The organism is Gymnodinialimonas sp. (assembly GCF_059726805.1).
Map to the genome: position 1 here is coordinate 1,510,954 of NZ_AP041059.1, position 17,539 is coordinate 1,528,492.

13 protein-coding genes and 1 pseudogene are annotated in these 17,539 nt (G+C 66.8%); 11 read left to right on the forward strand and 3 right to left on the reverse strand.

Going from position 1 to position 17,539, the window contains the following annotated elements; all coding sequences use genetic code 11:
* The first annotated feature begins 118 nt into the window (after nucleotides 1-118).
* Genes AC6I9R_RS07465 through AC6I9R_RS07480 form a run of 4 tightly spaced genes read left to right on the forward strand, consistent with a single transcriptional unit; the run spans nucleotide 119 to nucleotide 3,371 of the window.
* Nucleotides 119-985: an S-methyl-5'-thioadenosine phosphorylase gene (locus AC6I9R_RS07465; protein WP_461429342.1), complete on the forward strand. Its 867-nt coding sequence runs from the start codon at nucleotides 119-121 to the stop codon at nucleotides 983-985.
* The gene (locus AC6I9R_RS07470; RefSeq protein WP_461429343.1) at nucleotides 982-2,238 is read left to right on the forward strand and encodes a DoxX-like family protein; all 1,257 of its coding nucleotides are present in this window, start codon (nucleotides 982-984) and stop codon (nucleotides 2,236-2,238) included. Before AC6I9R_RS07465 ends, AC6I9R_RS07470 begins: the two co-directional genes overlap by 4 nt.
* Nucleotides 2,235-2,717 (forward strand): DUF2269 family protein, encoded by a 483-nt coding sequence (locus AC6I9R_RS07475; RefSeq protein ID WP_461429344.1) that lies wholly within the window; start codon nucleotides 2,235-2,237, stop codon nucleotides 2,715-2,717. The genes AC6I9R_RS07470 and AC6I9R_RS07475 overlap by 4 nt, the downstream gene beginning before the upstream one ends.
* A gap of 30 nt (nucleotides 2,718-2,747) precedes the next feature.
* Nucleotides 2,748-3,371: a LysE family translocator gene (locus AC6I9R_RS07480; RefSeq protein ID WP_461429345.1), complete on the forward strand. Its 624-nt coding sequence runs from the start codon at nucleotides 2,748-2,750 to the stop codon at nucleotides 3,369-3,371.
* A gap of 111 nt (nucleotides 3,372-3,482) precedes the next feature.
* On the opposite strand, the gene AC6I9R_RS07485 is transcribed toward AC6I9R_RS07480, so the two are convergent.
* Nucleotides 3,483-4,349: a LysR family transcriptional regulator ArgP gene (locus AC6I9R_RS07485; protein ID WP_461429346.1), complete on the reverse strand. Its 867-nt coding sequence runs from the start codon at nucleotides 4,347-4,349 to the stop codon at nucleotides 3,483-3,485.
* Nucleotides 4,350-4,442: 93 nt separating this feature from the next.
* Between AC6I9R_RS07485 and AC6I9R_RS07490 the strand changes: the two genes are divergently transcribed.
* Entirely contained in the window at nucleotides 4,443-5,045 is a 603-nt protein-coding gene (locus AC6I9R_RS07490; protein ID WP_461429347.1) for a LysE/ArgO family amino acid transporter, read from the forward strand.
* Between the two features lie 5 nt (nucleotides 5,046-5,050).
* Here the strand turns inward: AC6I9R_RS07490 and ptsP are convergent, their stop codons facing one another.
* Nucleotides 5,051-7,306 carry a phosphoenolpyruvate--protein phosphotransferase gene (gene ptsP, locus AC6I9R_RS07495; RefSeq protein WP_461429348.1) on the reverse strand — a complete coding sequence of 752 codons (2,256 nt, stop codon included), beginning with the start codon at nucleotides 7,304-7,306 and terminating at the stop codon, nucleotides 5,051-5,053.
* Between the two features lie 187 nt (nucleotides 7,307-7,493).
* On the opposite strand from ptsP, the gene AC6I9R_RS07500 reads away from it, so the two are divergent.
* The 6 genes and pseudogenes from AC6I9R_RS07500 to mdoH all read left to right on the forward strand — a co-directional run.
* The gene (locus tag AC6I9R_RS07500; protein WP_461429349.1) at nucleotides 7,494-9,107 is read left to right on the forward strand and encodes a thiamine pyrophosphate-binding protein; all 1,614 of its coding nucleotides are present in this window, start codon (nucleotides 7,494-7,496) and stop codon (nucleotides 9,105-9,107) included.
* A complete protein-coding gene (locus AC6I9R_RS07505; RefSeq protein WP_461429350.1) occupies nucleotides 9,094-10,296 on the forward strand; it encodes a CaiB/BaiF CoA transferase family protein in 1,203 nt (400 codons plus the stop codon). Before AC6I9R_RS07500 ends, AC6I9R_RS07505 begins: the two co-directional genes overlap by 14 nt.
* A gap of 222 nt (nucleotides 10,297-10,518) precedes the next feature.
* The gene (locus AC6I9R_RS07510) at nucleotides 10,519-11,886 is read left to right on the forward strand and encodes a tetratricopeptide repeat protein (protein ID WP_461429351.1); all 1,368 of its coding nucleotides are present in this window, start codon (nucleotides 10,519-10,521) and stop codon (nucleotides 11,884-11,886) included.
* A 38-nt stretch (nucleotides 11,887-11,924) separates the two neighbouring features.
* The gene (locus tag AC6I9R_RS07515; RefSeq protein WP_461429352.1) at nucleotides 11,925-13,214 is read left to right on the forward strand and encodes an OpgC family protein; all 1,290 of its coding nucleotides are present in this window, start codon (nucleotides 11,925-11,927) and stop codon (nucleotides 13,212-13,214) included.
* 92 nt (nucleotides 13,215-13,306) lie between these two features.
* Nucleotides 13,307-14,779 carry an OpgD/OpgG family glucan biosynthesis protein gene (locus tag AC6I9R_RS07520; protein ID WP_461429374.1) on the forward strand — a complete coding sequence of 491 codons (1,473 nt, stop codon included), beginning with the start codon at nucleotides 13,307-13,309 and terminating at the stop codon, nucleotides 14,777-14,779.
* Nucleotides 14,780-14,805: 26 nt separating this feature from the next.
* Nucleotides 14,806-16,569, forward strand: a pseudogene (gene mdoH / locus AC6I9R_RS07525) (glucans biosynthesis glucosyltransferase MdoH); the annotation flags it as partial.
* A 121-nt stretch (nucleotides 16,570-16,690) separates the two neighbouring features.
* On the opposite strand, the gene AC6I9R_RS07530 reads toward mdoH, so the two are convergent.
* On the reverse strand, nucleotides 16,691-17,476 hold the full coding sequence (locus AC6I9R_RS07530) for a CE1 family esterase (RefSeq protein WP_461429353.1): 786 nt from the start codon (nucleotides 17,474-17,476) through the stop codon (nucleotides 16,691-16,693).
* Nucleotides 17,477-17,539: the final 63 nt, after the last annotated feature.

Here is a 17,539-nt window from a genome sequence, read left to right on the forward strand (position 1 = left end):
CGACGTCGCGCCCGGGTGGTGCGTTGCCAAAAGCCCACGCCAAGATGAGGCGGGGCCAGCCGTTGCATCGCCCTGCCCGTGATGTAAGCGTAGCGCGTGTGTGGTTAAGGAGGCGTGAATGCGCAGACATCTCGGGATTATCGGCGGGTCGGGCCTGTACCAGATCGAGGGCCTGGAAGAGGCGGAATGGCAGGCGGTACAAGGCCCGTTCGGTGCGCCCTCTGATCAGATCCTGACCGGGCGCATTTGTGAAATCCGCGTCTCATTCCTGCCGCGCCATGGCCGGGGGCATGTCCATACGCCGACAAGCGTGCCCTACCGCGCGAATATCGACGCGCTCAAGCGCATCGGCGTGACGGATGTGGTGGCCGTCTCGGCCTGCGGGTCCTTCCGGGATGAGATGGCGCCGGGTGATTTCGTGATCGTGGATCAGTTCATCGACCGCACGTTTGCGCGCGAAAAGTCCTTCTTTGGCACCGGCTGTGTGGCCCATGTCTCGGTGGCCCATCCGGTGTGCCCGGTCCTGTCCAAGGTGGCGCGGGAGGCGGCGGAGGCCACGGGCGTGAGGGTCCACGTCGGCGGCACGTACCTGGCTATGGAGGGGCCGCAGTTTTCGTCGATGGCCGAAAGCAAGATGTACCGCGCCTGGGGTTGCGATGTGATCGGCATGACCAACATGCCCGAGGCGAAACTGGCCCGGGAGGCGGAGCTTTGCTACGCCTCGGTCGCCATGATCACCGATTATGACAGCTGGCACCCGGACCACGGGGCCGTGGATATCACCCAGATCATCGAGACGCTGCACGGCAATGCCGCAGCGGCGCGCGCGATGGTCAAGGGAATTGCGGAGGCGTTGTCGCCAGAGAAGGCGCCGTGCCCCGCAGGCTGTGACCGCGCGCTAGAGCACGCGATCATGACCGCGCCCGAGGCGCGGGATCCAGAGGTGCTGGCCAGGCTGGACGCGGTCGCGGGCCGGGTTTTGTGAAACGGGTCCTTGTGCTGGGCGCCGATGGGTTCATCGGGCGTCATATCGCGTTTCATCTGCGCGCCGAGGGGTGGGACGTTCTGGCCTCGGCCCGGCGCACGGGGCGTTTGGCGCGGATGGGATTTGCGACGTTCACGGCAGACCTGAGCCGGGCCGAGACCCATGCGCCAGGGTTCTGGGAGGCGGCCGCGCAGGGCAGGGCGGTGGTGAATGCGGCCGGCCTGCTGACCGCGTCCGAGGCGCGGTTTGAGGCGGTGCATGTGGCAGCGCCGAGGGCGGCCTATGCGGCGGGCGCGGGCGGCGTGTTGATCTCGGCCGTCGGGATCGAGGCCGACACGGCCTTTGCGCGCTGGCGGCGGGAGGGGGAAGCGGTGGCGCAGGCGGCGGGGCTGACGGTGTTGCGCCCCGGTCTGGTGATGGCCGACACGTCCTACGGGGGAACGTCGCTGCTGCGCGGGCTGGCCATATTGCCGCTGGCCACGCCGATGATCGGGGACGGCGCGCAGGTGTTCAACCCGATCCATGCCGAGGATCTGGCGCGGGTGGTGGCGGACTGCCTGGAGGCCCCGCCGGGCCCCGAGCCATGGGACATCGGGGGGCCTGCGCGGATCACGCAGCGCCAGTTGTTGAGCGACCTGCGCGGGTGGTTCGGTCTGCCAAAGGCGCGCCCCTTGCCGATGTCGCCCGCCATCGCCAATGCCGGTGGTGCTGTTGGGGATGCGCTGAACATGGGCCCGATCTCGCGCACCGCCGTGTCGCAGATCAGCCACGGGGTGGAGGCCGATGAAGCGCCCCTGATGGCGCGGATCAAGACGCGGCCCCGGGGTGTGGACGCGTTCCTGGCTGCGCGCCCGGCGGGGACCCAGGACCTGTGGCACGCGCGGTTGTTCCTGCTGCGCCCCTTGGTGCGGCTGACCCTGGCGCTGTTGTGGCTCGCCTCGGGCCTGCTCGGGCTGTTCCTGCCCGCCGCCCACTTCCTGCCGATGACCGCCCATCTGTCTGTCCCTGACTGGATCTGGATCGCCTTGGCACGGGGCGGGGGCCTGGCGGATCTGCTGATCGCCCTGGCGCTTGCGCGCAACTGGCGTCCGCGGCTCACGGGCCTGGCGCAACTGGGCTTGGTGGGGGGCTACACGCTGACCTTCACGCTTATCGCCCCCGCCCTCTGGCTTTTACCGTTGGGAGGATTGCTCAAGAATCTGCCGATCCTGGTGCTGATTGTCCTGTGGATGGTGCTGGAGGATGAGAGGTGAGCCTGGATCCCTACCTGATCGCGAAATGGCTGCACATCCTCAGCTCCACGGTCCTTTTTGGCACTGGCATCGGCACGGCGTTCCAGATGGTCTGGGTGATGCGCCGGGGCGATCCGCGTCAGGTGCACGGCGTGGCATCGGGCGTTGTGGTGGCGGATTGGCTGTTCACGACGCCAGCGGGCCTCGTGCAACCCGCCACGGGCCTGTGGCTGATCTGGCTGACCGGATATTCCCTGACCGAGCCCTGGTTGCTTGTCACCTACGCGCTTTACGCCCTGGCCTTCGTGTGTTGGGCCCCGGTCGTCCATCTGCAGATCCGCATTCGCGACCTTGCAGCCGTTGCGGCGGAGAACGACACGTCCCTGCCGCCCGAGGCGCGGCGCGCGTTCCGCGTCTGGTTCGCGCTGGGCTGGCCCGCGTTCGCGGGCCTGATGGTGATTTTCTGGTTGATGGTGACAAAGCCGCCGCTCTGGGGCTAACTCGCCAAAACCATTTGCCGGAGTTCCCCCATGCCGTTCGACACCTGGCTGACGTTTGTCGCCGCCTCGACCCTTCTTCTGCTGATCCCCGGGCCGACGATCCTGTTGGTCCTGAGCTATGCGATCAGCCAGGGCCGCCGCGTGGCGGTGTCCACGGCGGCGGGTGTTGCGGTGGGGGATTTGGTGGCGATGACGGCCTCGCTGGCGGGGCTGGGCGCGCTGGTGATGGCCTCGGCCACGCTGTTCGTGGCGCTCAAGTGGGTGGGGGCGATCTATCTGGTGTACCTGGGCGTCAAGATGATCCTGTCGGCCCGCCGCGCCGATTTCGTCTTGCCCGAGACGGACGCCGTCACCACCCGCAAGACGTTTACCCATGCCGCCGCTGTCACAGCGCTCAACCCCAAATCCATCGCGTTTTTCATTGCATTCGTGCCGCAGTTCATCGCGCCGGAGGCGGCGCTTTTGCCGCAATTCGCGATCCTGATCGGCACCTTCGTGGCGCTGGCCACGATCAACGCCCTGATCTATGCGCTTTTGGCGGGCAGCTTGCGGGATCGGCTGTCGCGTCCGGGCATCATCGCCTGGCTGACGCGCGCGGGCGGCGCGACGTTGATCGGCATGGGGGTTCTGACGGCGACCCTGCGGCGGGCGTGAGTTGGCTGGGCTGGCGGCGCACTGTGAGTTGTATTTGGCAAGATGAAGGGGGGAGCCGGTGCGCTTCGCTGACATCGTTTTGCGCTTTGGGGCAGGTGGGGGGCGGCGCGTCTAGAGCTGATCCAGCCGCACGGCGCGCACGGCCTTAGTGAGGGGGGCCAGGGCGGGGCCTGTCAGGCGGCTGACGTGCCAGTAGAGCGGTGTGGAGAAGGGCACCTGGGGGGCCAGGGCCACCAGGCTGCCGTCTTCCAGATAGGGCCGGACCAGCGGCAGGGGGTTCAGGCCCCAGCCGATGCCGAGGCGCGTTGCCTCCACAAACCCTTGGGCATTGGCGAGGTAGTGGGTGCGCAGGGCGACCGGGCGGCCTGCGACCTGCGCGGCCCAATCCCGTTGCAGGCGGTCTTTGGCGTTGAAGGTCAGCGCGGGGGCTTGGGCCAGGGCCTCCGCCGTCAGGCCACCTGCGAAATGGCGTTTGACGAAGGTGGGGCTGGCCGTGGCGGCATAGTGGAGCGCGCCCAGGGGGGTGCAGTCGCAGCCCTGCAGGGGGTGCGCGCGCGAGGAGACGGCGGCGGCGACCTCGCCGCGTTTCAGCCAGGCCTCGGAATGGTCCTGGTCGTCGATGATCAGATCAAAGAGGAAGCCGTCAAGCGGCGCCAGCGCCGGGAGGAGCCAGGAGGCGAGGCTATCGGCGTTCACGGCAATGCGTACCGGTGTGGCGTCACCGGGCAGCCCCAGGTCGCGGGCCAGGGCGGTTTCCAGCAGGCGCACCTGATCGGCATGGGTCAGCAGCTTGCGCGCCACGGGCGTGGCGGTGCAGGGCTGGCCCCGTTCCACGAGCATCATGCCAACGCGGTCCTCCAGCTGTTTGATCCGCTGTGAGATCGCCGAGGGCGTGACCGACAGGTGGTGGGCCGCCGCATCGAAGCTGCCGAGGTGGATCACGGCGCTGAGCGCCTCTAGCTGGGGATGTTCAAACATTAGCTGCTCTAATGTGGGCCAAGAATTATTATGTTGGCTAATGTGGCCCGTCTGGATACCCCGATCAAGCACTTCCGGACAAAGGCTTGAGATATGGACGCTTTCCTTACGGGCTTCGGCATCAGCCTGTCGCTGATCCTGGCGATTGGGGCGCAGAATGCGTTTGTCCTGAAACAAGGCCTGCTGCGCCAGCATGTGGGCGTCATTGTGGCCATCTGCATCTTCGTCGACGCGGTGCTGATTGCCGTGGGCGTGGCCAGCATCGGCTGGATCGCGTCGGAGGCGTCGTGGATCACCGATGTGCTGCTTTATGGTGGGGCGGCGTTTCTGGTCTTTTACGGGGCGAAATCGTTCTACGCCGCCTTCAGTGGCACGGGCGCGCTGCAAGCCGCAGGCGAGAAGGTGCAAAGCTGGCAGGCGGCGGTGGCGACCTGCCTGGCGGTGACGCTTTTGAACCCGCACATCTACCTGGATACGCTGGTTCTGGTGGGGTCCGTCTCGGCCCAGTATCCTGGGCAGGGGGTGGTCTTCTGGTGCGGGGCGACGACGGCCTCGGCCCTGTTTTTCGCGCTTTTGGGGTTCGGTGCCCGACTGTTGGCGCCGTTTTTTGCCCGCCCCAGGGCCTGGCAGGTCCTGGATATCTTCGTGGGCTGCGTGATGTGGTCCATCGCCGTGGGGCTTATCTGGGGGGGCTGAGGCCTTCAGGACTGGCGTTTCAGCCAGTCCATGACGGCGCCGCGCACGGATTGGGCGCCGGTGCCGCGGGCTTCGGTGATCACGCCGCGGGCTTCGCGCAGGTCAACCCGGCGCAGGAGCGATTTGACTGGGCCGATGGAGGCGGGGCGCATCGACAGGTTGCGCAGGCCCATGGCGGCGAAACACACGGCCTCGACCGGGCGGCCCGCGTCCTCGCCGCAGAAGCTGAGCGGCGTGTCCGTTTCCGCGCAGCGGTGGACGATTTGTTCCAGGAACGTCAGGAACGAGACGTTGAGCGTGTCATAGCGGCGGCGCACCCGTTCATTCTCGCGGTCGGCGGCGAAGAAGAACTGCTTGAGGTCGTTGCCGCCGATGGAGATGAAATCGGCCAGCTCGAAGAACTGATGCGGTGCGAAGGCGAGGCTGGGGGTTTCCAGCATGGCGCCGACTTGCAGGTCGGAGGGGAGGGTGTGGCCGAGGGCAGCCTCGCGGTCCATCTCGCGCATCAGGTGATCGCGCGCGGCGGTGAATTCATCGAACTGGGCGATGAAGGGGAACATGATCGACAGGGGGCGGCCTTGGGAGGCGCGGATGAGGGCCTGGAGCTGCATCCGCATGACGCCGGGTTTGTCGAGGCCCACGCGGATGGCGCGCCAGCCGAGGGCCGGGTTCGGCTCATCCTGGGGCTTCATGTAGGGCAGCACCTTGTCCGACCCGATGTCGAGCGTGCGGAAGACGACGCGCTTGCCGTCGGCGGCGTCCATGACCTTGGCGTAGAGTTGGGCGAGTTCCCCGCGCCGGGGGACGCGGGCGCGGGTGAGGAATTGCAGCTCGGTCCGGAAGAGGCCGACGCCTTCGGCGCCGGAGGAGGGCAGGGAGGGGAGGTCGGCCATGAGGCCTGCGTTCATCTGCAGTGACACGGTGGTGCCGCAAAGCGAGGTGGCGAGTTTGTCGCGGATCGAGGCGTAGCGCTCCTGCGCTTCGGCCTGCATCGCCAGCTTGTCGCGGAAGGCGGAGGCGACGGTGTCCTCGGGGCGCAGATGCACGATGCCCTGGTCGCCGTCGACCAGGATGGGGTCGCCGTTGAGGGCCTCGGTGCTGATGCGCTTGGCGTGGATCACCAGCGGGATCGCCAGCGCGCGGGCGACGATGGCGGCGTGGGACCCGACGGAGCCTTCCTCCAGCACCACGCCTTTCAGGCGGCGTCCGTAGTCCAGCAATTCCCCCGGGCCGATGTTGCGGGCCACCAGCACGGGGTCCGCCGGCATCTCGGCGCCAGTGTTGTTGCCCTGACCGGTCAGAAGGCGCAGGAGGCGGTTGGAGAGGTCGTCGAGGTCGTGGAGCCGCTCGCGCAGGTAGGCATCGGGCACCGTTTCCATCCGCGCGCGGGCCGAGGATTGCTCTTTCTCGACCGCCGCCTCTGCCGAGAGGCCGCGCGAGATGTCTTCCTCCATCCGCCGCATCCAGCCGCGGGAGCGGGCGAACATGCGGTAGGCCTCCAGCACTTCGGCCTGATCCTTGTCGCCCCCGGAATTGCCCTGGGCCGCATGGGTCAGCATCTGGTCAATATCCGTGCGCAGCTGGTCCACGGCCTCGTTCAGGCGCACGCGTTCGACCTCGGGGTCATCGGCCACGGGGTTGGTCACGACCACGCGCGGCTCGTGAAGCCACACATGGCCCATCGCCGCGCCCTCCTGGGCGGTGCCGCCCTTGAACATCACCTGGCTGGTGTGGCGCGCCGAGAGCGCCGCGCCTTCGCCCACAAAGGCCCCCAACTCGGTCATCTCGGCGATGACCATGGCCACCACCTCGACGGCGTAAACCTCATCCTCGGAAAACTCGCGCTCATCCTTGGACTGCACGACCAGCACGCCCAGACGTTCCCCAAGGCGCTGGATCGGCACGCCCAGGAACGAGGAATAGGCGTCTTCCCCGGTCTCTGGCATGTAGCGAAAGCCTTTTTCGGCGGGCGCATTGGCGGTGTTGATCGGGCGCGCCAGCCGCGCGACCCGGCCCACCAGGCCCTCGCCAATGCGCATCCGCGTCACATGCACGGCCTCGGCGGCGAGGCCCTGGGTGGCGCAAAGCTCCAACGTTTCGGCGTCGCGCAGCAAGTAGATGGAGCACACTTCGGTGCCCATCGAATCCGCAATCAGATGCGTGATTCGATCCAGACGCTCCTGGCCCGCCGCAGCCTCGGCCATGACCGCCTGCAAGCGCGACAGCAGCTTGCGGCTTTCTGTTTCTGAGCTTTGGGCCATTCGTCCTCGCACCGGCGGCGTGCTGCCCCCCGGCAACCATGTAACGCGGGCGGGCTTTGTCCTGCAATGGCGGTGACGCGGCCTGTTTGCGGTAACCGCTTGGACACACGCGGAAGTGTGGCCCCCTTGCCTTGGCCCCTGCGCCCGTTTCTTGTAGGGCAGGCCAAGCAAAGGCGAGGGCGATTTCATGGCACAACAGATGCGAGCGGCGGATGCGGTTGCCATCCGGCTTTTTGAGGCCGGGTGCCGCCATGCCTTCGGGATGCCGGGCGGCGAGGTGCTGACCATCGTGGACGCGCTGGAGCGTGCCGGGATCACCTTTCATCTGGTCAAGCACGAGAATGCCGGCGGGTTCATCGGCGAAGGCGTGCATCACGTCGACGGCGCGCCGGTGGTGCTGGTGGCCACGGTGGGGCCGGGTCTGATGAACGCCGTCAACGTCGTCGCCAACGCGGAACAGGACCGCGTGCCGATGGTGGTGCTGACCGGCTGCCTCGATGCCGATGAGGCGCTGACTTACACCCACCAGGTCCTTGATCACCGCGCCGTCATGGCGCCGATCACCAAGGCGACCTTCACCCTGACGGCTGGAGAGGCTGACACGATTGCCGACAAGGCCGTGGCGATTGCCACGGAACGCCGCGCGGGTCCCGTCCTGATCGATGTGCCCATCGCTGTGGCCGATGCGCCCTGCCTGCCCAAGGGCCGCCGCCGCGTGGAAGAGGCCTGCATTGCCCCTTACGGTGTGGGGCTTGAGACGGCCAAGCAGTGGCTGGCCGAGGCCAAGCGCCCGATCATCGTCGCGGGCCTCGACGTTCTGCGCGACAATGCCGAAACCACGCTGGAAGCCTTCGCGGAACGGTTCGGCGCGCCGGTGATCACCACCTACAAGGCCAAGGGTGTCCTGCCCGAGGATCACGCGCTGGCCCTGGGCGGCGCGGGTCTGTCGCCCCTGGCCGACACGCACCTCTTGCCGCTGGTGGCCCGGGCCGATCTTATCCTGCTGGTCGGCTATGATCCCATCGAGATGCGCCCCGGCTGGCGCGAGGCCTGGGACCCGAACCAGCAGCGGGTGATCGATATCCAGGCGGTCTCCAACCGCCATTACATGCACCAGGCGGGCCTCAGCTTTACCGCCCACACCGGCGGCGCGCTGTCGGCGCTGTTCGATGTGGCACCTCAGGAAACCTGGCCCGACGACGCGCCAGCGGCGACCAAAGCGGCGCTGGCCCGCGCGTTCCCGATGGATGATGTTTGGGGCCCTGCGGGCGTGATCGCCGAGGCGCGGGCGGCTCTGCCTGCCTCCACACGCGCCAGCGTGGATTCCGGCGCGCATCGGATCTTGCTGAGCCAGATGTGGGAATGCGGCTTCCCGCGCGGGCTGATCCAATCGACGGCGCTCTGCACCATGGGCTGCGCCGTACCGATGGCCATGGGCCTTGCGCTGGCCGATCCCGACACGCCTGCCGTGGGCTTCGTGGGCGATGGCGGCTTCCTGATGGTCGCCGGAGAGCTGACGACCGCCGCCGACATGGGCCTGAGGCCGATCATCATCGTCTTCGTCGATGCGTCCCTGGCGTTGATCGAGAAGAAACAGCGCGAGCGGCAATTGGCGAACGCGGGCGTGGATTATCCGGGCAAGCACGACATCGCGGCGATTGCGCGGGCGATGGGCGGGGCGGGCGTGGCGGCAAGCAACCGGGCCGAGTTGCGCGTGGCGATTGAAGACGCGCTGGAAGCCGAGACGTTCACGGTGATTGCCGCCGAAATTGACCGGGGAGGGTATGATGGCCGGATCTAAAGGACCCCTGGACGGATTGATCGTCCTTGACCTCAGCCGCATTCTGGCGGGGCCGACCTGCACCCAGGCCCTGGGCGATCTGGGGGCCACGATCATCAAGATCGAACACCCCGAGCGCGGCGATGACACGCGCGGCTGGGGGCCGCCGTTCGCCATGGGTGACGACGGCGAGCCCACGGATCTGTCGAGCTATTTCATGTGCGCTAACCGCAACAAGCTGTCCGTGGCCGTGGATATCGCGACGGCAGAGGGGCAGGAGACGATCCGCCAGATTGCCGCGCGCGCCGATGTGCTGATCGAGAATTTCAAGCCGGGGGGGTTGGAGAAATATGGGCTGGATCACGCCAGTATGCTGGCGGCTTATCCACAGCTTATCCACTGCTCGATCTCGGGCTTTGGGCATACGGGCCCCAACAGCCACAAGCCTGGCTATGACCTTATGGCGCAAGGATATTCCGGCATCATGTCCCTGACCGGAGAGCCCGAGGGCGCGCCGATGAAAGTGGCCGTGGGCATCGCCGATGTGATGACCGGCATGTATGCCAGCGTCGGCATCCTGGCCGCCCTGCGCCACCGGGACGCGACGGGGCAAGGCCAGCACGTGGATCTGGCGCTGGTGGATGCCTCGCTGGCGTGGATGATCAACGAAGGCGTGGCGCATCTGACGACGGGCAAACCGCGCCCGCGGAGGGGGAATGAGCACGCCACGATTGTCCCCTATCAGACCTTCGCCTGCGCCGATGGCTTCGTGCTGGTCGCCGTGGGCAACGACCTGCAATACACCCGGTTTTGCGACTTCCTCGGGCGGCCCGATCTGGCCGACGACCCGCGTTTTGCCACCAATGCGGCGCGCGTGGTGAACCGGGGCACCCTGATCCCGCTTTTGGAAGACCTGATGGTTCAGCATTCCCAGGCCGATATCGTCGCGGGGCTTGAGGCGCGCAAAGTGCCCGTCGGCCCGGTCAACACGCTGGAGCAGGCCTTTACCAGCGATCAGGCAACAGCGCGTGAGATGCGGATCGACATGGCCAAGGGGGGGATTGATCGCGGCGGGGTGGAGCTGATCGGCAATCCGCTGAAATTCTCGGCCACGCCGGTCACCTATCGCCGCCCGCCGCCGCATCTGGGCGAGGACACGCAGGCCGTGCTGGATTGGCTTTCCGGCACGGCGCCCACGCCGGACGCCTAGGGTCCTGATCCTGGGCATCCGGCCCGAATTTCGGGCGATCTGTGAACGCAAAGCACCGCAATTACAGCGACTTCCTGCCGATTTTGCACCGATCAGCGGGAAAGTGTTCACGCGGTCATGCCAGTGGCTCACATGTCCGTCATATCGCTCCATCTTCTCTTCGCGCTGGCCAGTCCATGGTCTAATCGGGAAGGTAGGAATACTATCAGAATCGGATACCGCATGGCGCAGATCGATTGTTTCGGCCAACCCACCACCATCGCGACCACGGCTGGGGTTGAGGCATGGAACGCGACGCAACTGGCGTTTCTGGCCCATGGCGCGGCGACGCCGGACCACCTGGGGGCGACCCTGGCGGCCGATCCGGACTTCGCCCTGGCCCATGCGGTCAAGGGCATGTTCCTGCTGCTTCTGGGCCGGGGAGAGCTGGTTCAAACCGCCCGCGAGGCCTGCACAAGCGCAAAAACATCGGACGCCCATCGCCCCGTCTCGGCGCGGGAACGCGCGTTTGTCAGCGCATTGGAAGTCTGGCTGGGCGGGCATCCGTCGAAGGCCGTGGCCCTCCTCGACAAGGTGCTGGAGACCGCGCCGGATGATACCCTGGCGATGAAGATCAGCCATGCGATCCGCTTTATCCTGGGGGACGCGCAAGGCATGCGCCGCTCGATCGAGGCGGTGATCCCCGCCTACGGCGACGACCATCCCGGGCGCGGCTACCTGATGGGCTGTCACGCCTTCGCGCTGGAAGAGACGGGCGAATTCGGGCGCGCGGCGGCCATGGGCTCGGCCGCGCTGGAAATCTGCCCCGACGACGCCTGGGGCCTGCACGCGGTGGCCCATGTCTATGACATGATCGGCTCGCCCGAGAAGGGCCTGCGCTGGCTGTCGGGGCGTGAAGCCGCCTGGGCGCACTGCAACAATTTCCGCTACCACGTGTGGTGGCACAAGGCGCTGATGCATCTGGACCTGGGCCAGACCGACATTGTGCTGGACCTCTACGACACGCTGATCCGCGCCGATCATACCGACGATTACCGCGATATCTCCAACGCCACGTCACTGCTGATGCGGTTGGAGCTGGAGGGGACCGATGTGGGCAACCGCTGGGACGAGTTGGCTGAAACCTCGGCGGCGCGCACCGATGACGGGCAGCTCATCTTCGCGGATCTCCACTACCTTCTGGCCCTGGTCGGCGGGCGGCGGGAAGAGGCTGCGGCCACGCTGGTGGCCCGCATCGCCACCGATGGCGCGCGCGGCGCGACCGAGGCCGAGATGCGCATGGCCAACCCCGGCGCGGCGGCCGCCCAAGGTCTGGAGGCCTTTGGGGAGGGCGATTACACCACCGCTTTCGCGGGCCTCAGCAAAGCGCGGCGGCACATGCAACTGGCCGGAGGCTCCCACGCGCAACGCGACGTGTTCGAGCGGCTGACGATTGACGCGGGCATCCGCGCAGGCGCCATGGGCGATGCCCTGACTTTCCTGGACGAGCGCACGGCGCGACGCGCGGGCCGCGATGACACCTTCGCCGCCACCCGGCGCGAGATGATTGCCGCCAGCCCCGCTGCCCCCTTGCGCGTTCCGGCGGAATAGCGGACACGCCCTAGGAAAGGACTCGAGCGCCCTTGGCCATGGTCAGCACAACACCAGATTTCGCACCGCCCCCCCGGGCCGCCACCGCCGCTGTCGCGCCGGCGACGGTGCGCGATCCGCGCCTGGATTTCTTCCGGGGCATCGCGATGATCATCATCCTCTTCGCCCATACGCCCGGCAATTTCTTCACCTCCTGGATCCCGGCGCGCTGGGGCTTCTCGGACGCCACGGAAATGTTCGTGTTCTGCTCGGGCATGGCCTCGGCCATCGCCTTTGGGCGCACGTTTGAACGGGCGGGCTGGGGCCTGGGATCGACCCGCGTGGCGTTCCGGTGCTGGCAGGTCTACTGGGCACATATCGGCATGTTTTTCGCCATCGCCGCCCTGATGGTGGCGCTGAACGCGCTGGGCCCATTTGAGCGCAACTATGTGGGCCAGTTGAACCTGTTCCCGTTCTTCAACGGGGTCACGCGCGACGATGTGCTGGTCTCAAGCTCGATGGACCAGATGCTGGGCCTTCTGACGCTGAGCTATGTGCCGAATTACTTCGACATTCTGCCGATGTATCTGGTGATCCTGGCGATGATGCCCCTGGTGATGGCGCTGGCGCGCGTGAACCTGTGGCTGACGGCGGCGGTGGTGGTGACCCTGTGGTTCTTCGCGCAAACCCGCATTCTCGACGCTTTGGGCGCGGGCCACCTGGCGCTGTCCCTGCCTGCCGAGCCGTGGAGCGACCGGCAATGGTTCTTCAACCCCTTCGCCTGGCAGTTGGTGTTCTTCACCGGGTTCGCCTTCATGATCGGCTGGATCCCGAAACCGCCCGTGAAATGGTGGCTGATCGCGATTGCGCTGGTCATCGTGCTTGCCAATATCCCGCTGTCCAACATTGGCGTGCGGGCGGTGAACCGGGAATGGTTCGGACTGGCCTTTGAAGGGAACCCCGTGGTCGATTGGCGCGTTGCCAACCGGATGTGGATCACGAAATCAGACTTTGGCCTTTTCCGGTATGTGCAGTTCCTGTCGCTGGCCTATCTGGCCTGGGTGCTGGTGGGCGAGGGCGGCAAATACCTGATCGCAACCGGGCAAGGCGTGGCCGCGCGGACATGGGATTTCATCGTCCGGCAGTTGATGAAGATCGGCCAGCAATCGCTGGCGATCTTCGTGTTCTCGATGATCCTGGCGCGGTTGAACGGCTTCTGGCTGGACCAATGGGGGCGCGATGTGACCTGGCACACGGTCTTCGTGAACCTCTTTGGCGTGGCCCTGATGCTGGCTGTGGCCTATGGCGTGGGCTGGGTGAAATCGCAGCCCTGGCGGGCGAAGCGATGAGCGCCGGGCCTTCAAATGGCGGTATCACGCGTCGGGCGTCGCTGACGCTCCTTGCTGGCGGCTCCTCCTCGCTTGCGCTCCTCGCAGCTGGCATGGGCAGCCCGGCGTTCGCGCTGCCCATGTTCCGGGAGGGCTCTGCCCATCCCTTTGACCGCGCCTGGCTGGAGGCCGAGGCGCTGCGCCTGTCCCAGGGCCCCCATATGCCGCTGCCTGAGGTGCCGGAGGGGTGGCGCAACCTCAGCTACGATGAATATCGGATGATGTGGTTCAACCCGCAGCGCGGGCTCTGGACCGATGAAGACCGGCCTTTCAAGGTCGATTTCTTCCACCCCGGCCTCTATTTCCCTCGGCCCGTTGAGGTCAACGTGGTCGAAGACGGCATCGCCCAGACCCTTGAATTCGACATGTCGCTGTTTGACATGACCGACCAGTTCCCTGAACTGCCTGTAGATGAGACGATGGGCTATTCCGGCCTGCGCCTGCGCGCGGCGCTGGAGCGCTCGGACATCTTTACGGAATTCGCGGTCTTTCAGGGCGCGAGTTACTTCCGCGCCATCGGCACGGGCATGAACTATGGCCTCTCGGCGCGGGGTCTGGCGATCAACACGGCCGGGCCGGAGGGGGAGGAATTCCCCGAATTCACCCGCTTCTGGTTGGAGGCCCCGCAGCCGGGCGACGCGACGCAGGTCCTGCATGCGCTGTTGGACGGCGAAAGCTGTACCGGCGCGTTCACCTTCCGCATTGACCCGGGCGAGGCGACGCGGATGGCGGTCGAGGTCACGCTTTATCCGCGCGTGGACCTGCCGCATGTGGGTTTCGCGCCGCTGACCTCGATGTTCCTTTACGATCAGACGAACCGCGCGGGCCACGATGATTTCCGCCCCGCTGTCCATGACAGCGACGGTCTGATGATCCACAACGGCGCCGGAGAGTTGCTGTTCCGGCCCCTGAAGAACCCGGCAAATCTGGAGGTCTCGTCTTTCGTCGATGACAGCCCACGCGGCTTTGGCCTGATGCAGCGGGCGCGGGACCTTGCGGATTTCGAGGATTTTGAGGCCCATTACGAAGACCGCCCTGCATTGTGGATAACCCCGGGGGAAAGCTGGGGAGAAGGCTCCGTCCAGCTGGTGGAGATCCCGTCAGAGTTGGAGATCTACGACAATATCGTCGCCTACTGGCGTCCCCGCAATGGTCTGTCCGCCGGGCAGGAATACCGCTTCACCTACGACATGGAATGGAGCGCAGAGCCGCCGCGCCCGCGCGAGGTGGCCCCGGTTCTGAACACGGCAGTGGGCGGCAACTGGAACCGGACGCAGACGCTTGTGGCCATCGATTTTGCCGATCACCCGGCGCTGTCGGGCACGCCGGACGATTACACCAAACTGATCCGCACCAACCGCGGCGAAGTCTCGGACGGTGTGTTGGAGCGCAACCCGCGCACCGGCGGGCTGCGCCTGACCTTTGCCCTGACGCCGGGTGAGGCCTCCTCGATGGAATTGCGGGCGCAACTGCTGGCGGGCGACGCGCCGGTGTCGGAAGTCTGGCTCTATCGGTGGTCGGCATGACGATCCCCCTGCGCGCCGAGCCCTACATGCCGCCCGAGGCGCCCCTGTCGCGCCCGATCCAGGATCTGCGCGCCACCTACAGCGATGACAGCGCGCCGGGCCTGGGCCGGGGCCGCGCGGGCCTCTGGCGGCTGGCGACCTTCTTGCCGGCCTTCGCCACGACCTTCGGCCTTGTCGCGGCCTTCACCAACTGGTTCGTCATGGGCGGGCTCACGGGCTTTGAGATGGCGCTGATCGCGCTGATTGCCATCACCTTTTTCTGGATTTCGCTGTCGGTCTCCACGGTCAGCGTCGGCATCCTGCGCCTGGTGCTGACCCGCAAACGCGCCGCGCCCCAGAGCGGGCCCGCGATGGATGTCGCACTTCTGGTGCCCTGCTATAACGAGGTGCCCTGGGACGTTTTCGGCAACGCCTGCGCCATGTTAGAAGCGCTCGACGCCCATCCCACCCAGCATCGCTACACGTTGTTCATCCTGTCTGACACCCGCGACCCTGCGACCGCGGAGCAGGAGCTGCGCGCCTTCGCCACCCTGCGCGCGCGTCTGCCAGACAGCATCCGCCTCCACTACCGCCGCCGGGCCGACAACATCGACCGCAAGGTCGGCAACCTCGCCGATTGGGTGGAGCGTTGGGGCGGCGGCTACGGGGCGATGGTGGTGCTGGACGCCGACAGCCTGATGTCGGGCGACGCGATCGTGGCGCTCAGCGATGAGCTGTCCAATGACCCCACGGCAGGCCTGATCCAGAGCTTCCCGCAACTCTACGGGGCAGAGACGGTTTTCGCCCGCGTGCAGCAGTTCGCCTCCACCATTTATGGCGCCGTGCTGGCCGAGGGTCTGGCGACCTGGAGCGACCGGGAGGGCAATTACTGGGGCCACAACGCGATCATTCGCACGGCGGCTTTCGCCTCCTGCGCCGGGCTGCCGAAGATCCGAACGCTTTCGGGCAAGGGCGCGCTGATCCTGTCCCACGACTTCGTCGAGGCGGGGCTTCTGCGCCGCGCGGGCTGGGGCGTGCGGTTCTCGCCGCGGATCAAGGGCAGCTACGAGGAAGTCCCCGCCACGCTGATCGACTACGTGATCCGCGACCGGCGCTGGTGCCAGGGCAACCTGCAACACCTCAAACTGCTGGCGGCCAAGGGCTTCCACGGGGTCAGCCGCTTCCACATGTTCCACGGCGCGATCAGCTACCTGCTCAGCCCCGCCTGGTTCGCGCTTCTGATGGTCTGGGCGCTGATCGGCACGGGCGGCGAGCAGAACGTGATCCGCTACTTCTCGGGCGTGAACCCCCAGGTGCAATGGCCCGAGATGACCGCCGTCCACTCCACCGCGCTTCTGGTTTTCATGTACGGCATGCTCCTGGCCCCCAAGGCGTTGGGCGCCGCTGCCGTGGGCGGTGTGGGCTTGCGGATTGCAGATCTGGGCGGGGTCTTTCGCTTCGCGGCCTCCTTCGTGACCGAGCTGATCCTGTCCATTCTCTACGCGCCGATCCTGATGGTTCAGCAGACCCTGGCCGTCGTCAACACGGCGCTGGGGCTGAAGGTGGATTGGGCACCCCAGGCCCGGGCAGGGGGGCGGTATTCGCTTTGGGCGATGCTGAAATTTCATGGGTTAGAGACCCTGGCGGGCACGGCGATGATCGCAGGGATGCTGGCCGGGATCGTCTCGATCTGGCTCTTGCCCATCGCGATTTCGCTGGCCTTCGCGGTGCCCCTCTCGGCGCTGTCCGGCCTGCGCCTGACGCGGTTCCGGGCCACCACCCGGGCGCTTGGCACGCCTGAGGTCTACGCTGCGCCCGCGATTATCCGGGCTGCCAAAGCGCACCGGGCAGAGCTGCGCGAAACCCTGCAGGATCTTCCAAACGCGGCAGAATAGCCCCGCGCGACGGGCTCCAAGCGGCGCGGTAAACCCCTCAAAGCCCCTCGAACCAATCCAGCGCCATGTCGGCCCATCCGCGCGGCACGGCGTGGCCCCCGGGGAACAGCGCGAATTGCAAAGATCCCGCGTCACACGATGACCAGATGCGGTGCCAATAGGGCCCCTCATTCGTGATCTCGTCCGGGGCGGACCGGGCGCAGCCATTGGTCTCGCGCCAGATCTCCATCGACGCGAAAACGTCGCCTTGGCGCACCGCGCCGTCGCGGAACACGCGGCCCTCGATCGGGACGGTGCCGTCGGTCCAGCCGTGGGTGTGCAGGACATCGACCGGCCCGGCACAGGCATCAAGCGCCGGGTGCGGGCGCCAGAAGGCCCCGGCAACGGGGGCATAGGCGCGGGCGATATCAGGGGCGTCGCAGGCAAGGTAGGACGTCATCGAGCCACCGATGGAAAAGCCCGCGATCAGAACGGCGTCGCGGTCGATGCCGTGGGTCGCGGTGGCGTCCGCCAGGACTTCCTCGAAGAACGCAGCCTCGTCCCGGACCGGGGTGAATTCGGGGTGGAAAGACCAGGTGGAGCCGAATTGAGAGCCCTCCCGGCGCAGACCCTGGGGGCCGATCAGCGCGTAGCCCCGCGCGGTGACGGCGGCGGCCAGCATATTGACCATCCCCTCGCCGCGCCCGCCCGCACCGTGAAGCATCATGACGGCGGGGAAGGGGCCGTCGCCCTCGGGCAGGGTGATATGGTAGGTGCCAAGCGGGACGGTGCAGGCGCCCTCGACACCCGCACAATCGGCGAAGGATGGCGCTGCGGTGGCCACCAGCGCAACGCAGGCTTTTGCAAAAGCCTGGGCAGAGCCTTGCAAGGCTATGGCAAATCCCTT

Excerpts from the sequence above, each read along its gene's own strand:
- AC6I9R_RS07510 (WP_461429351.1), top strand. The coding sequence starts at position 10,519 with ATGGCGCAGATCGATTGTTTCGGCCAACCCACCACCATCGCGACCACG.
- AC6I9R_RS07520 (WP_461429374.1), top strand. The coding sequence starts at position 13,307 with ATGGGCAGCCCGGCGTTCGCGCTGCCCATGTTCCGGGAGGGCTCTGCC.
- AC6I9R_RS07480 (WP_461429345.1), top strand. The coding sequence starts at position 2,748 with ATGCCGTTCGACACCTGGCTGACGTTTGTCGCCGCCTCGACCCTTCTT.
- AC6I9R_RS07515 (WP_461429352.1), top strand. The coding sequence starts at position 11,925 with ATGGTCAGCACAACACCAGATTTCGCACCGCCCCCCCGGGCCGCCACC.
- AC6I9R_RS07490 (WP_461429347.1), top strand. The coding sequence starts at position 4,443 with ATGGACGCTTTCCTTACGGGCTTCGGCATCAGCCTGTCGCTGATCCTG.
- AC6I9R_RS07485 (WP_461429346.1), bottom strand. The coding sequence starts at position 4,349 with ATGTTTGAACATCCCCAGCTAGAGGCGCTCAGCGCCGTGATCCACCTC.
- ptsP (WP_461429348.1), bottom strand. The coding sequence starts at position 7,306 with ATGGCCCAAAGCTCAGAAACAGAAAGCCGCAAGCTGCTGTCGCGCTTG.
- AC6I9R_RS07465 (WP_461429342.1), top strand. The coding sequence starts at position 119 with ATGCGCAGACATCTCGGGATTATCGGCGGGTCGGGCCTGTACCAGATC.
- AC6I9R_RS07505 (WP_461429350.1), top strand. The coding sequence starts at position 9,094 with ATGGCCGGATCTAAAGGACCCCTGGACGGATTGATCGTCCTTGACCTC.
- AC6I9R_RS07500 (WP_461429349.1), top strand. The coding sequence starts at position 7,494 with ATGGCACAACAGATGCGAGCGGCGGATGCGGTTGCCATCCGGCTTTTT.